The sequence below is a fragment of the Kitasatospora sp. NPDC048545 genome (assembly GCF_040651155.1).
Taxonomy (GTDB): domain Bacteria; phylum Actinomycetota; class Actinomycetes; order Streptomycetales; family Streptomycetaceae; genus Kitasatospora.
The window spans coordinates 1-13,915 of sequence record NZ_JBEZIQ010000055.1 but is presented as its reverse complement, the minus strand read 5'-3'; the positions used below and the strand labels follow the sequence as shown (position 1 = coordinate 13,915).

Sequence of the window (13,915 nt, the reverse complement as noted above, 5' to 3'; positions counted from 1 at the left end):
CGGAAAGAGCTCTGCCCACCCGGTGGTGTCCGGCGGGGCAGTCGGGCCCGAGGGGGTTGTCGCGAGGATGAAGATGACCGACCAGCAGTGCACCGGGCGGCCAGCGCGCCGTCCGGGTCCGCACCTGCGCTCGGCGGCCGGGGCCGCCCTGCTCGCCGCCGCGCTGGCGGCCGGAGCGGCGGGCTGCTCCGGCGGTGCGGGCGGCTCCTCCGACCAGCAGTCGAGCGCCCCCGACCAGCTCGCGGCGGACCCGCTGACGGCAGTGCGCAACGCCGCCGACATCACCGGCCGCACCGGCTCGGCGCGCACCGCCACCGACCTGGTCACCGAGTCCGCCGAGAAGAAGGCCTCGTTCAACGGCACGGGCGGCTACGACTACGTGAAACGGATCGGCCGGCTGGAGGTCCAGGTGCCGCCGGGCGCTGCAACCACCGGGAAGATCGTCGAGGTGGTCCTGCCCGGCACCGTCTACCTGCAGAACAGCGGCGCGAAGGTGCCCGAGGGCAAGTGGGTGAAGCTGGACGTGCGCCAGCTGCCGGACGGCAACCTGGTGAGCAGCGGCGCGACCGACCCGGCCTCGGCCGCGGGTGCGCTGCGCGGGGCGCAGAAGGCGGAGGCGGTCGGAACCGAGACCGTCGGCGGGGTCGCGCTGCACCACTACCGCGGCACCCTGGACCTGGCCAAGGCGGCCGACGCGACCGGTGGCCGGGGCGGGGACGGCCTGCGGATGGGCTCACAGACCTTCACCGTCAAGGAGGTCCCGTACGACGCCTGGCTGGACGACCAGGGCCGACTGCACAAGGTGGTCGAGCTGTTCACCTTCGCCGGGGTGGCCGGGTCGAAGGAGCCCAAGGACCAGGTGAAGGTGACCTCGACGACCTCGCTGTCGGACTTCGGCAAGCCGGTCGAAGCGGCCGAGCCGTCGGCCTCGGACATCTACCAGATGAAGCCCACGGAGAGCCCCAAGTAGGCGGCCCGGGCAGCGCTCCGGCGCCGGGGCAAGACGGGGCGCCGTCGGAGCGGGTGGCCGCCCGGGGAGCGGCGGCCACCCGTTTCGGCGGCGCCGAGATGGCCCGTCCGTGCCATGTGGACGGGCTCCGGAGTGCCTAGGCTGGACGCCGGGTGGCTGCCGCCCGGGCTGGCGAGGCACTGAAGGGGTGGTGCAGGTGGTGTCGTCCACGGGCGGCCGCAGCGGTGGCCACGACGACGCGGCCCTCGACGAGATCGAGCTGGCCGGCGAGCTGATGATCGCCGCGACGGCCAGCTCCGGCGACCGGCTGCCGACCGAACGGATCGACGAGGTGCTGCTCGACCGGACCGATCCGGGCCCGGCCGACCGGGAGGCGGACGGCTAGCGGGACGGCCCGGACCGTCCGACGGGCCCGGGCACCGCGGCTGGCCGGGCTGAGTCGGGGTCGGCTCGGTCGGGCCGGGCTGAGGCCGGCGTCGGCCGGGTTCAGCTGCGCAGCAGCCGGCTGATCGCAGCGGTGGCCTCCGCCACCTTGGCGTCCAGCTCCGCACCGCCCTCCTCGGCGGCCGCGGCGACGCAGTGCCGCAGGTGCTCCTCCAGCAGGGAGAGGGCGAAGGACTGCAGCGCCTTGGTGCTCGCCGAGACCTGGGTGAGCACGTCGATGCAGTAGACGTCCTCGTCGACCATGCGCTGCAGGCCGCGGATCTGGCCCTCGATCCGGCGCAGCCGCTTGAGGTGGGCGTCCTTCTGGGCGCTGTAGCCGTGCGGGCCGTGCCCGCCCCGGTGTCCTGCGGCGGCCGCGGGTGCGGTGTGGCCGGCGTGCGGGTCGGTTCCCTGCGCGTGATCCGGCTCGGTGCGCGCTTGCGTCGTGGTCATCGGCCCCGCCTTCGTCTGAGTGCCTGGTGGCTGCGTCGGCCACCAGTGTCCAACACCGGGGCCTCCCGTGGTGTTCCGGCGGCCTGGACGGCACGTGCCGGAGCGTCCGGGCCGGGCCGTCCGGGACTGCACCCGTCTGAGCGGCGCCCCTTATTCCGTCCGCACGACGGGGACAATCCGGGCGAGGTTCCGTCAGACTGGGGGCCGGCCTCGGTACGTGGCGGTGCGGTCCGGGCAGCCGGTGCGGCGGCCGAACGGAAGAGGAGGTTCCGGTTCCTTCCCCGGCACCCCGTTTGCGTGATTGCGCTTGGTTGCACCTAGCATCGTTCAGTCCCTACCCCGCACATCGGAGATTTCCGTGCGTTTTAGCCTGACCCCGAAGGAGACGAGCTTCTACGACATGTTCGCCGCCGCAGCGGAGAACCTCGTCGTCGGATCGAAGCTCCTGCTGGAGCTGCTGGGATCGGACGTGTCGGCCCGTGCGGAGATCGTCGAGCGCATGCGCGCCGCCGAGCACGCCGGGGACGACACCACCCACGCCGTCTTCCACCAGCTGAACTCCTCCTTCATCACGCCCTTCGACCGCGAGGACATCTACAGCCTCGCCTCGTCGCTGGACGACATCATGGACTTCATGGAGGAGGCCGTCGACCTGGTCGTCCTCTACGACATCCAGACCCTGCCGAAGGGGATCGAGCAGCAGATCGAGGTGCTGGCGCGGGCCGCCGAGCTCACCGCGGCGGCGATGCCGAACCTGCGGAGCATGTCGAACCTGACCGAGTACTGGATCGAGGTCAACCGGCTGGAGAACCAGGCCGACCAGATCCACCGCAAGCTGCTCGCCCACCTGTTCTCCGGTCAGTACGACGCCATCGAGGTGCTCAAGCTCAAGCAGGTCGTGGACGTCCTTGAGGAGGCGGCGGACGCGTTCGAGCACGTCGCCAACACGGTGGAGACCATCGCCGTCAAGGAGTCCTGACCCCCGTGGACACGGCTGCACTCATCGTCGTCATCGGCGTTGCCTTCTTCTTCACCTACACCAACGGGTTCCACGACTCGGCGAACGCGATCGCCACCTCGGTCTCCACCCGGGCACTCACGCCCAGGGCCGCGCTCGCGATGGCCGCCGTGATGAACCTGGCCGGCGCCTTCCTCGGCAGCGGCGTGGCGCACACCGTCTCCCAGGGGATCATCGAGACCCCGTCCGGCAACCAGGGGATGGCGATCCTGTTCGCCGCCCTGGTCGGCGCGATCGCCTGGAACCTGGTCACCTGGTACTTCGGCCTGCCGTCCTCCTCCTCGCACGCCCTGTTCGGCGGCATGGTGGGCGCGGCGCTGGCCGGCGGGACCGAGGTGATCTGGAGCGGGGTCGTCGACAAGATCATCATCCCGATGGTGGTCTCGCCGGTGGTCGGCCTGGTCGGCGGCTTCCTGGTGATGCTGGCGATCCTGTGGATCTTCCGCCGGGCCAACCCGCACCGAGCCAAGCGCGGCTTCCGGGTCGCCCAGACCGCCTCGGCCGCCGCGATGGCCCTGGCGCACGGCCTGCAGGACGCCCAGAAGACCATGGGCATCGTGGTGATGGCGCTGGTCATCTCCGGCGAGCAGGCCACCTACGACATCCCGGTCTGGGTGAAGATCTCCTGCGCCGCGATGCTCTCGCTGGGCACCTACGCGGGCGGCTGGCGGATCATGCGGACGCTCGGCCGCAAGATCATCGAGCTGGACCCGCCGCAGGGCTTCGCGGCGGAGACCACCGCCTCGATCGTCATGTACATCACCTCGTTCGTCTACAAGGCGCCGATCTCCACCACCCACGTGATCACCTCGGCGATCATGGGCGTGGGAGCCACCAAGCGGATCCGTGCGGTCCGCTGGGGCGTCGCCAAGAACATCGTGCTCGGCTGGTTCATCACCATGCCGGCGGCGGCCATCGTCGCGGCGCTGGTGTACTGGTTCGTCCACCTGTTCTGGGGCTGATCCCGCAGGATCCCACCGGGACGCCGCAGGGACACCGCGGGGACACCGGCCGGACGGCAGGGACCACACCGGCACCGGCGGCGCGGACGGCACCGGGAACATGACAGGGCCCGCCCCCACATCTCGGGGGCGGGCCCTTCTTCATGTCCCGCGGCGGCACCGCCATGCAGCACCACGGGACAGCTCGCGTTCCGTCACCCGGCGCGGCGCCGCTCGTGACGGGGTCCGGTCTAGCCGAAGCGGCCGGAGATGTAGTCCTCGGTCGCCTGGACCGACGGGTTGGAGAAGATCCGCTGGGTGTCGTCCAGCTCGATCAGCTTGCCCGGCTGGCCGACGCCGGCCAGGTTGAAGAAGGCGGTGCGGTCGCTGACGCGGGCCGCCTGCTGCATGTTGTGGGTCACGATGACGATGGTGAACTGCGACTTCAGCTCGCCGATCAGGTCCTCGATGGCGAGGGTGGAGATCGGGTCAAGCGCGGAGCAGGGCTCGTCCATCAGCAGGACCTGGGGCTCGACCGCGATGGCGCGGGCGATGCACAGGCGCTGCTGCTGGCCGCCGGAGAGGCCGGCCCCCGGCTTGTTCAGCCGGGTGTGGACCTCGTTCCAGAGGTTGGCGCCCTTCAGCGAGCGCTCCACCACCTCGTCGAGGACGGCCTTCTTCTTCACGCCCGCGAGCCGGAGGCCGGCGATCACGTTGTCGTAGATCGACATGGTCGGGAACGGGTTCGGGCGCTGGAAGACCATGCCGATCGAACGTCGCACGGCGACCGGGTCGACGTTGGAGGCGTACAGGTTCTCGTCGTCCAGGAGGACCTTGCCCTCGACCCGGGCGCCGGGGATCACCTCGTGCATCCGGTTCAGGGTGCGCAGGAAGGTGGACTTGCCGCAGCCGGAGGGGCCGATGAAGGCGGTCACCGAGCGGGGTTCGATGCTCATCGAGATGTCCTCGATGGCCTTGGTGGTGCCGTAGTAGGCCGACAGTCCGCTGACGTCGATGCGCTTGGCCATGATCGTTGCTTCTCTCGTCTGTCTCGTACGTCAGTCGGTCAGTGGCCGGTCTTGGGCGAGCGCCAGCGGGCGATACCGCGGGCGATCAGGTTGAGCGCCATCACGAAGGCGATCAGCACCAGTGCCGCACCCCAGGCACGGGCGTAGCCGTACTGGTTGTTGACCTGCGAGTACTGCGTCCAGATGTACATCGGCAGGGACTGCTGCGGCCCGTCGAACGGGTTGTTGTTGATGTAGTCGGCGCCGAACACCAGCATCATCACCGGGGCGGTCTCGCCCGTGATGCGGGCGACCGCGAGCATCACGCCGGTGGTGATGCCACCGATCGCGGTGGGGAGGACGATCCGCAGGATGGTCTTCCACTTCGGCACGCCCAGCGCGTACGAGGCCTCGCGCAGCTCGTTCGGGACCAGCTTCAGCATCTCCTCGGTGGACCGGACCACGACCGGCATCATCAGGATCGCCAGCGCGAGGCTGCCCGAGAAGCCGGAGTAGCCGAAGCCCAGGGCGAGGTTCCAGAGCGAGAGGATGAACAGACCGGCGACGATCGACGGGATGCCCGTCATGACGTCGACGAAGAAGGTGACGGCCTTGGCGAGCTTGCCGCGGCCGTACTCGACCAGGTAGACGGCGGTCAGCAGACCGATCGGGGCGGCGATCGCGGTGGCCAGGGCGACCTGCTGCAGGGTGCCGATCAGCGCGTGGTAGATGCCACCGCCGGGGCCGGACTGGAGCACGCCCTTCATCGAGTGGCTCAGGAAGTTCCCGTTGACCACTTCGAGGCCCTGCTGGACCGTGTAGACGGTCAGGGCGACCAGCGGCACGACGGCCGTGATGAAGGCGACCCAGACCACCGAGGTGGCGAACCGGTCCTTGGCCTGTCGGCGGCCCTCGACCCGGGCCGCGAAGCCGTAGCTGATCAGGAGGAACAGCAGCCCCGAGATCAGGCCCCACTGCAGGTGGCTGGCCAGGCCGGCGGCGGCGCCGATCCCGCAGCCGAGGGCGATCGAGCCGACCGCGACGGCGGCCGGGGCCCACTTGGGCAGCCGGTTGGCGGTCAGCGGACGGCTGACCGGCCGGGAGTCGTCGACGATGGCGGTGACGGTCATGCGTTGGCCCCCGAGTACTCCTTGCGGCGGGCGATGATCAGTCGCGCGGCACCGTTCACCAGCAGGGTGATGACGAACAGGACGAGGCCGGAGGCCATCAGCGCGTTGCGCCCGTTGTCGCCGGCCTCGGCGAACTTCAGCGCGATGTTCTGCGCGAAGGTGCCGCCGCCCGCGTCGAGGATGTGCAGCGACAGGACGTTGCTGGAGGAGAGCACCACCGCGACCGCGATGGTCTCGCCGAGCGCGCGGCCGAGGCCGAGCATCGAGGCCGAGATGATGCCGGGGCGGCCGAACGGCAGCACCGCGGTGCGGATCATCTCCCAGCGGGTCGCGCCGAGCGCGAGCGCCGCCTCCTCGTGCATCCGCGGCACCTGGCGGAACACCTCGCGGGAGACCGCGGTGATGATCGGCAGGACCATGATCGCCAGCAGGATGCCCACGGTGAAGAGGTTGCGCGGGGTGCCGGACTTGGTCTGGTCGAAGATGTACGTCCAGCCCAGGTACTCGTTGAGCCAGCTGGTCAGGCCGTCCATGTGCGGGACCAGGAAGAGCGCGCCCCACAGGCCGTAGACGATGCTGGGGACGGCGGCGAGCAGGTCGACCAGGTAGGCGAACGGCTGGGCGATCCGGCGCGGCGCGTAGTGCGAGATGAACAGCGCGATCCCGATGGCCACCGGGACGGCGATCGCCATCGCGATGACGGCGCTGACGATGGTGCCGACGACCAGCACCGCGATGCCGAAGACCGGCTTCGGGGCGTCCGGCGCCCACTCGAAGGAGGTCAGGAAGTTGCCCTCGTTCTTGCTGAGGGCCAGGCCCGAGCGCCAGGCCAGGAAGCCGGCGATCGCGGCCATGATGACCAGCAGCAGGATGCCCGAGCCCCGGGCGAGGTTCATGAAGATCTTGTCGCCGACCCGGCTGTCACGCGGTCGGCGTTCCCTGCCTCGCGGGGCGGCAGGGGGGGATGAAGTCATTGGTCTACTCCGGTCTGGTGGCGCCGCCCCGGAAGGGGGACGGCACCATGGCGGCGGTGCCCCGGACGTGGTGCTGGGTTTGGTGCGTTCCGGTGGGGCGGCACCGGCCCCCCTCGCTCACGGGGCCGCCCCACCGGTGGTCCTGTCGGGTCAGGCCAGGGTCGGGACGACGGCGTTGACCTTGTCGGTCAGCTCCTTCGGCAGCGGGACGTAGCCCTTCTCGCCGGCCGCCTTCTGACCCGCGTCACTGATGGTGTAGGTCAGGAAGGACTTCAGGGTGTCGAGGGTGTCGGCCTTGTTGCCCTTGTCGCAGACGATCTCGTAGGTGACCAGGACCAGCGGGTAGGAACCCTCGTCCTTGGTCGCGTAGTCGAGCTTCAGCGCCAGGTCGCTGCCGGTGCCGGCGATCTGGGCCTTGGCGAAGGTGTTGGCGGCGTTGGCGGCGGTGGCCTCGACCGGCTTGGAGGCGCCGGTGTTGATGGCGGCGCTCTTCAGGCTGTTGGTCTGGGCGTAGGCCAGCTCGACGTAGCTGATCGAGTTCTTGACCTGCTTCACCTGGGCCGCGACACCGGCGCTGCCGTTGGCCGACTGGCCGCCCTTGGCCGCCCAGGTCTTGCTGGACGGGTAGGTCCAGGCGCCGTTGCCGGCGGCGGCGAAGTACTTGGTCAGGTTGTCGGTGGTGCCGGAGTCGTCCGAGCGGTGGAAGGACTGGATCTCCGCGTCCGGCAGCTTGGCGCCCGGGTTCAGGGCGGCGATGGCCGGGTCGTTCCACTTGGTGATCTGCGAGTCGAAGATCTTGGCGGCGGTCGGGCCGTCCAGGACCAGGTTGTCGACGCCGTCGACGTTGAAGACCAGCGAGATCAGGCCGCCGGCCATCGGCAGGTCGATGCCCTGGCCACCGGTGCAGACCGCCTTGGTGGCGTCGACCTCGGCCGGCTTCAGGGCCGAGTCGGAACCGGCGAACTGGACCTTGCCCTGGGTGAACTGCTGGATGCCCGCACCCGAGCCGACGCCCTGGTAGTTGATCGTGGTGCCGGAGCAGGCGCCGCTGAAGTTGGTCTTCCAGACGTCGACCGCCGTGCCCTGGGCGGTCGAACCGGCGGCGATCAGCGAACCGGACTTGCCGCAGTTGATCGCGGCACCGGCCGCGGCGGAGCCGCTGGAACCGCCGGCCGCGGTCGTGCTGTTGTTGTTGTCCGAGCCGCACGCGGCGAGCGACAGCGAGCTGACGAGCGCCATGGCACCGATCGCGAGGGCCTTGGAGCGGCCGTTCCGCTGGAGCTTCACTGGGTGTCCCTTTCTGTGGCATCGCCCGACGCGCGGACCGTACGAGTACGGCGGAGCGTGGGTCCTGCTGTGGTCCGGGGCCCGTTCGGCCCTCCGGTGGTCCCGAAGTTAGGCCGGAGAAGTGACACGACAGCCGGTCGCAAATGAACGGAGAGTGAACCTCGAAAGGATGGCAGGAAACTACGTCAGGTAGTAACGGTTGCGTCACGGCAAGGGCGCGGGGAGATCACTTCCACTGTTCCTCCACGGGCTTCGGGCCGGCCGTTCGCACCGGCTTCGCCCCCAGGATCACCAGCAGCGCATCGATCAGCAACCGGTCGTGGTCGTAGGTGAGCCGGGCACGGGCCTTCCCGGCCGGCAGCCACTCCATCCGGTCCACCTCGCGGTTGGGCCGGAAGGCGCCGTTGGACGGCACCGCCGCCCAGTACCGCACCTCCTTCGGACGGCCCTGCACCTGGTAGTGCTGGGCCGGCAGCTCCGGGCCGAGCAGACAGCGGAAGCCGGTCTCCTCCCACACCTCGCGCAGCGCCGCGTCGGCCATGCCCTCGCCGGGGTCGAGCTTCCCCTTCGGCAGGCTCCAGTCGTCGTACTTGGGCCGGTGGATCACGGCGATCCGCGGCCGCCCGAGCCGCCCGCTCTTCTTCGGCCGCCCCGGCAGCCACAGCACCGCACCGGCCGCCAGGACCACCGGGCCGCGGCCCGCCGCGGCCGTGCTCCCCGTCGCCCGCCCCGTTCCCGTGCGCCCGCCCACCTCAGACCGTCCTCGGCGCGACGGAGTGGCCCCGGGCCTCGACCGGGAACTCCGGCCAGCCGTCCGGGCCCGGCTGCAGGTCGGACCACCGGCGGCCGAAGGCGTACCGCGCCGACTCCACCTCCAGCCGCTGGTCGGCGTGCACCACGCCCAGCACGTACGCGGTCGCGGGGGTGATCCGCGGGGTGCGCGCCGCCGTGGCCGCGGTGACCGCGGCGTCGGCGGCCTCCTGCTGCCGGGCCAGCACCGCGTCCAGCTCGTCCAGCTCGGAGGACGGGCGGCCGCACACCTCCAGGGCGTACCGGCCGCGCTTCACCAGGATCCGCAGCCGGGCCCACGGGGCGTCGTCGGCCGCCAGCGCCGTGTCCGCGTCGACCGTGCCCCGGGCCGCCGGCACCGCGCCCAGCCGCCGCAGTCCGTTCCCGCCGTACGGCGTCGCGGCCCGGTGCAGCGGCAGCTGCTGGGCGGTCGCGGACAGCACGGCGAACGCGGCGGCCGCCTGCGGCAGCAGCACGGTCGGGGCCCGGCCGCCCGCCGGCTCCAGCAGCGGCGCCTCGCCGACCAGCAGCGTCATCCGGTCCGCCAGCGCGTGCAGCCGGGCCGAGCGGAGCTCCTGGAGCACCGTGGAGTGCGCCCTGGTCCTGGCCAGGGTGAGCTGCCGGTCCAGCAGCGCCCGCGCCTTGGGGGCGCCCGCGTGGCCGGCCAGCATGCCCGTCCCCTCCGGGTCGCTGCCGCTCAGCGAGTCCAGCGCGCCCAGCAGCCGGGCCGAACGCCGGACGTACCCGGGCTCCAGTGCCAGCAGGTTGAGCAGCCAGCGCAGCTCGGTGCGCGACTCCTGTGCCCACGTCTGCTCGAAGACCGAGCCGAAGGTGTGCAGCAGCCCGCCGACCCGCCGCACGGCCCGCAGCAGGTCCGCGGTACCCGCCGACGGGACGACCGAGGCCGCCCCGGGTCTGGCGCCGACCTCGCCCACCGCCAGCGGCAGGGCGCGCAGGAAGGCGCCGGCCTGGGCGGTGAGGTGGTGGGAAAGGATGTCCCCGGCGGTCGCGGTGGAGGCCGCCTGGGCCGTCATCGGCGCATCGGTCATGGCGTGGTAGATCCCCGTTCCCCCGGGGCCGTTCCCCGGGGCTGGTGGCCGACCACCGGAACGACGGCCCTCGTGAGTGTCGAGGGCCGTCCGCTCCGGGGGCTTCGCATCAGTGGACGCGTCAGCGCGAGGTGGCGGCCCGACGGCGCTGACGCGAGTCGATCAGGAGGTCCTGGACGTGCCTGAGCTGCCGGCTCTCGGCGTCCTGGGAGTGGCGGGTCCAGGCGCCGTCCGGGCCCAGGTGCCAGGACGCGGTCTCGTCCGACACCCCGAGGTCGATCAGCCCGGACAGCTCGGCGCGGTGCGCCGGATCGGTGATCCGCAGCAGCGCCTCGATCCGGCGGTCCAGGTTGCGGTGCATCATGTCGGCGCTGCCGATCCAGACCTCCGGGTCGCCGTTGTTGCCGAACACGAAGATCCGGGAGTGCTCCAGGAAGCGGCCCAGGACGCTGCGGACCCGGATGTTCTCGCTCAGCCCCGGCACGCCCGGGCGGATCGCGCAGATCCCGCGCACCCAGACGTCCACCGGCACCCCGGCCTGCGACGCCCGGTAGAGCGCGTCGATCAAGGACTCGTCGACGATCGAGTTGACCTTGAGCTTCACGTACGCCGGCCGGCCCGCCCGGTGGTGGGCGATCTCGTTGTGGATCCGCGAGACCAGCCCGTCCCGCAGGCCGCGCGGCGCGGTCAGCAGGCGGCGGTAGGACTCGCGGCGCGAGTAGCCGGAGAGCCGGTTGAAGAGGTCCGAGAGGTCCGCCCCGACCTGCGGGTCGGAGGTGAGCAGGCCGAGGTCCTCGTACAGCCGGGCCGTCTTCGGGTGGTAGTTGCCGGTGCCCACGTGCGAGTAGCGCCGCAGGGTGTCGCCCTCCTGGCGGACCACCAGCGACAGCTTGCAGTGCGTCTTCAGCCCGACCAGGCCGTAGACCACGTGACAGCCGGCCTCCTCCAGCTTGCGGGCCCACTTGATGTTGGCCTGCTCGTCGAAGCGCGCCTTGATCTCGACCAGGACCAGCACCTGCTTGCCGGACTCGGCCGCGTCGATCAGGGCGTCCACGATCGGCGAGTCGCCCGAGGTCCGGTACAGCGTCTGCTTGATCGCCAGCACGTCCGGGTCGGCGGCGGCCTGCTCCAGGAAGGCCTGCACCGAGGTGGAGAAGCTGTCGTACGGGTGGTGCAGCAGCACGTCGCGCTCGCGCATCGCGGCGAAGATGTCCGGCTGGGAGGCCGACTCGACGTCGGTCAGCCCGCGGGCGGTGCCCGCCACGAACTTCGGGTACTTCAGCTCCGGGCGGTCCAGCTCGGCGATCCCGAACAGCCCGGTCAGGTCCAGCGGCCCGGGCAGCGGGAAGACCTCCGCCTCGGTGATGTTCAGCTCCCGCACCAGCAGGTCCAGGATGTAGGGGTCGATCGACTCCTCGACCTCCAGCCGGACCGGCGGGCCGAAGCGCCGCCGCATCAGCTCCTTCTCCAGGGCCTTGAGGATGTTCTCGGTGTCGTCCTCCTCCACCTCCAGGTCCTCGTTGCGGGTGACGCGGAAGGCGTGGTGGGCCAGCACCTCCATCCCCGGGAACAGCTCCTCCAGGTGCGCGCCCATCACGTCCTCCAGCGGGACGTAGCGCTGGGGCGAGGCCTCCAGGAAGCGGGCCAGCGACTGCGGCACCTTCACCCGGGCGAAGTGCTTGTGCCCGGAGACCGGGTTGCGCACCACGACGGCCAGGTTGAGCGAGAGTCCAGATATGTACGGGAAGGGGTGCGCCGGGTCGACCGCCAGCGGGGTCAGCACGGGGAAGATCTTCTGCCGGAACAGCGTGTGCAGCCGGGCCTGCTCCTTCTCGGCCAGCTCCGGCCAGCGGACCACCTCGATGCCCTCGGTGGCGAGGTCCGGCAGCACCTCCTGCTGGAAGGCCGCGGCGTGCCGGGCCATCAGCTCGCGCGACCGGGTCCAGATCAGGTCCAGCACCTCGCGCGGCTGTAGGCCGGACGCACTGCGCTGCGCGACACCGGTGGCGATCCGGCGCTTGAGGCCGGCCACCCGGACCATGAAGAACTCGTCCAGATTGCTGGCGAAGATCGCCAGGAACTTGGCCCGCTCCAGCAGGGGGATCCCCGGGTCCTCGGCCAGCTCCAGGACGCGCTCGTTGAACGCCAGCCAGCTGCGTTCGCGGTCCAGGAAGCGCCCCTGCGGCAACGCTTCGTGCTCCTGCTCGTCCGCGGCCGGCAGCTCCGGCGGGATACCCAGCGCACTGGACATCCGGGCCGTCGGCGACAGCGCGGCAGAGACGGGGCGGGGGATGCTCATGGGCTCCAGCTCCTCCAGCAGCAGGACGGCGTCCGGACACGAATGGCTCTGCGGGCCGTCGCCCTCGCCCCGGACCGATGCCGGGAACAGCGCCCATCCACCGGGCGCGGTCCGTACAGGACCGGCCGACGAATGGCGGTCGACTCTGCACGAGCGAGACACTACGGACTTCATCCTGTGATCTTCGCGGCAGCAATTGAATCCACGGTAAACACCGCATGGCCAGGAGGAAAGCTGAGTCGGTCGGGGCAAGGGCCCGCGCCGCCCGGACGCTCACCCACGACCGCTCCGGATCCCGCCCCCGGCCGCTCCGGGCCGACTCCGCCGCCCTCCTCGGACGGCCGGACCGTGGCGGGGGGAGACGGTCAGGCCGACCGCTTCTCCTGGTACCCGGCTCGGTACATGAGGTCCACCTCGTGAATGGTGAATCCCAGTCGTTCATATACCCGAACGGCGGCCGGATTGTCGGCGTCGACGTAGAGAAGAACGGTTTCCAGTCCACGCTCGCCCGGACCGGAGCCGGTCAGATGACGCAGGCCCGCCGCGGTCAGCGCGCGGCCGAGGCCGCTGCCCTGCTCCGCCGGGTCCACGCCCACCACGTACACCTCGCCGAGCTCCGGCTCCGTCGCGGTGGCCCCGTGCACCTTGGTCCAGTGGAAACCGACCACCTTGCCGTCGCGGGTGGCGAGGAAGAAGCCCGCCGGGTCGAACCAGGGCTCGGCGATCCGCTCGGCCAGGTCCTGCCCGGTCCACGCGCCCTGCTCGGGGTGGTGCGCGAAGGCCAGGGCGTTCAGCCGCAGCCACTCAGCGTCGTCCTCCCCCGGACGGAAGGTGCGGAGCTCGACGCCCGCGGGGACGGCCACCTCCTCGGTCTGCCGACCGGTGCGGCGCATCTGCCGCAGCTCACGGACCAGCTCGGCCCCGTACGCACCGGCCAGGTGGCGGGCCGCCGGGTGCCCCCCGTGCACCCAGAAGTCCACCGCGTCGCGCCCCGCCCGGTGGGCCTCCTCCAGGACGGCGTCCACCAGCGGGCGGGCCAGGCCGCGGCCGCGGGCGGCCGGGTCGACGACCAGCTCGGCGGCGGGGTTCCCGGCCGGGCCGGCGGTCGTGCCCTGCGGAACCTCCAGCTGGCCGTAGCCGAGCACGACTGCGGATCCGGACTCGGACTCGACTTCGGATGCGGAGCCTGCTTCGGAGTCGGACCCGGCACCGGAATCCACTGCGGCATCGGTCTCGACCAGGTGGACGACGCCCGGCCGCGGCGTCTGCGCGGAACGCAGCCGAAGCCGGCCCTGCTCGGACACGGCGGCCCGGCCGTCCACCGCCTGGGCCTCCGCCAGCACGCGCAGGGCGCCGTCACGCAGCGCGGGGCGGAGCACGTCGTTCGTCATGACCGCGGTCTGATCGTCCATGCCCTGACGATACGTCACCGGAAATGCGAAGAACCCCTGATCCGAGTGGATCAGGGGTTCTTCTGAATGATTGTTCGGCGGCGTCCTACTCTCCCACAGGGTCCCCCCTGCAGTACCATCGGCGCTGTGAGGCTTAGCTTCCGGGTTCGGAATGTAACCGGGC

At 71.2% G+C, this 13,915-nt stretch carries 13 protein-coding genes and 1 rRNA gene; 4 read left to right on the top strand and 10 right to left on the bottom strand.

Going from position 1 to position 13,915, the window contains the following annotated elements; translation table 11 throughout:
* Positions 1 to 73: 73 nt before the first annotated feature.
* On the top strand, positions 74 to 970 hold the full coding sequence (locus AB0D10_RS36210; protein WP_360263994.1) for a hypothetical protein: 897 nt from the start codon (positions 74 to 76) through the stop codon (positions 968 to 970).
* Between the two features lie 196 nt (positions 971 to 1,166).
* A complete protein-coding gene (locus AB0D10_RS36205) occupies positions 1,167 to 1,355 on the top strand; it encodes a hypothetical protein (RefSeq protein WP_360263991.1) in 189 nt (62 codons plus the stop codon).
* A gap of 101 nt (positions 1,356 to 1,456) precedes the next feature.
* Here the strand turns inward: AB0D10_RS36205 and AB0D10_RS36200 are convergent, their stop codons facing one another.
* Positions 1,457 to 1,846, bottom strand: coding sequence for a metal-sensitive transcriptional regulator (locus tag AB0D10_RS36200; protein ID WP_360263988.1), 390 nt, complete (start codon positions 1,844 to 1,846; stop codon positions 1,457 to 1,459).
* Positions 1,847 to 2,204: 358 nt separating this feature from the next.
* Here AB0D10_RS36200 and AB0D10_RS36195 point away from each other — a divergent pair, with 358 nt between their 5' ends.
* On the top strand, positions 2,205 to 2,825 hold the full coding sequence (locus AB0D10_RS36195) for a DUF47 family protein (RefSeq protein WP_360263985.1): 621 nt from the start codon (positions 2,205 to 2,207) through the stop codon (positions 2,823 to 2,825).
* A 5-nt stretch (positions 2,826 to 2,830) separates the two neighbouring features.
* On the top strand, positions 2,831 to 3,826 hold the full coding sequence (locus AB0D10_RS36190; RefSeq protein ID WP_360263983.1) for an inorganic phosphate transporter: 996 nt from the start codon (positions 2,831 to 2,833) through the stop codon (positions 3,824 to 3,826).
* Between the two features lie 230 nt (positions 3,827 to 4,056).
* Here AB0D10_RS36190 and pstB read toward each other — a convergent pair whose 3' ends face one another.
* The 9 genes from pstB to rrf all read right to left on the bottom strand — a co-directional run.
* Positions 4,057 to 4,833 (bottom strand): phosphate ABC transporter ATP-binding protein PstB, encoded by a 777-nt coding sequence (gene pstB, locus AB0D10_RS36185; protein WP_360263981.1) that lies wholly within the window; start codon positions 4,831 to 4,833, stop codon positions 4,057 to 4,059.
* Positions 4,834 to 4,871: 38 nt separating this feature from the next.
* Positions 4,872 to 5,942 carry a phosphate ABC transporter permease PstA gene (pstA, locus tag AB0D10_RS36180; protein WP_360263979.1) on the bottom strand — a complete coding sequence of 357 codons (1,071 nt, stop codon included), beginning with the start codon at positions 5,940 to 5,942 and terminating at the stop codon, positions 4,872 to 4,874.
* Positions 5,939 to 6,916: a phosphate ABC transporter permease subunit PstC gene (gene pstC, locus AB0D10_RS36175; RefSeq protein ID WP_360263976.1), complete on the bottom strand. Its 978-nt coding sequence runs from the start codon at positions 6,914 to 6,916 to the stop codon at positions 5,939 to 5,941. The genes pstA and pstC overlap by 4 nt, the downstream gene beginning before the upstream one ends.
* A 150-nt stretch (positions 6,917 to 7,066) precedes the next feature.
* Positions 7,067 to 8,203: a phosphate ABC transporter substrate-binding protein PstS gene (gene pstS / locus AB0D10_RS36170; protein WP_360263974.1), complete on the bottom strand. Its 1,137-nt coding sequence runs from the start codon at positions 8,201 to 8,203 to the stop codon at positions 7,067 to 7,069.
* 226 nt (positions 8,204 to 8,429) lie between these two features.
* The gene (locus AB0D10_RS36165) at positions 8,430 to 8,870 is read right to left on the bottom strand and encodes an NUDIX hydrolase (protein WP_360264117.1); all 441 of its coding nucleotides are present in this window, start codon (positions 8,868 to 8,870) and stop codon (positions 8,430 to 8,432) included.
* An 85-nt stretch (positions 8,871 to 8,955) separates the two neighbouring features.
* Positions 8,956 to 10,041, bottom strand: a complete 1,086-nt coding sequence (locus tag AB0D10_RS36160) for a CHAD domain-containing protein (protein ID WP_360263972.1) — start codon at positions 10,039 to 10,041, stop codon at positions 8,956 to 8,958.
* A gap of 121 nt (positions 10,042 to 10,162) precedes the next feature.
* Positions 10,163 to 12,340 carry an RNA degradosome polyphosphate kinase gene (locus AB0D10_RS36155; RefSeq protein ID WP_360263969.1) on the bottom strand — a complete coding sequence of 726 codons (2,178 nt, stop codon included), beginning with the start codon at positions 12,338 to 12,340 and terminating at the stop codon, positions 10,163 to 10,165.
* A gap of 365 nt (positions 12,341 to 12,705) precedes the next feature.
* Positions 12,706 to 13,731, bottom strand: a complete 1,026-nt coding sequence (gene mshD / locus AB0D10_RS36150) for a mycothiol synthase (protein WP_360264114.1) — start codon at positions 13,729 to 13,731, stop codon at positions 12,706 to 12,708.
* Between the two features lie 93 nt (positions 13,732 to 13,824).
* A 5S ribosomal RNA gene (rrf, locus tag AB0D10_RS36145) occupies positions 13,825 to 13,915 on the bottom strand; the annotation flags it as partial.

What these genes read in the sequence shown, in the direction of transcription:
- AB0D10_RS36210 (WP_360263994.1), top strand. Translation starts at nt 74, where the DNA reads ATGACCGACCAGCAGTGCACCGGGCGGCCAGCGCGCCGTCCGGGTCCG.
- AB0D10_RS36200 (WP_360263988.1), bottom strand. Translation starts at nt 1,846, where the DNA reads ATGACCACGACGCAAGCGCGCACCGAGCCGGATCACGCGCAGGGAACC.
- pstB (WP_360263981.1), bottom strand. Translation starts at nt 4,833, where the DNA reads ATGGCCAAGCGCATCGACGTCAGCGGACTGTCGGCCTACTACGGCACC.
- pstA (WP_360263979.1), bottom strand. Translation starts at nt 5,942, where the DNA reads ATGACCGTCACCGCCATCGTCGACGACTCCCGGCCGGTCAGCCGTCCG.
- pstC (WP_360263976.1), bottom strand. Translation starts at nt 6,916, where the DNA reads ATGACTTCATCCCCCCCTGCCGCCCCGCGAGGCAGGGAACGCCGACCG.
- AB0D10_RS36160 (WP_360263972.1), bottom strand. Translation starts at nt 10,041, where the DNA reads ATGACCGATGCGCCGATGACGGCCCAGGCGGCCTCCACCGCGACCGCC.
- AB0D10_RS36155 (WP_360263969.1), bottom strand. Translation starts at nt 12,340, where the DNA reads ATGAGCATCCCCCGCCCCGTCTCTGCCGCGCTGTCGCCGACGGCCCGG.
- mshD (WP_360264114.1), bottom strand. Translation starts at nt 13,731, where the DNA reads ATGACGAACGACGTGCTCCGCCCCGCGCTGCGTGACGGCGCCCTGCGC.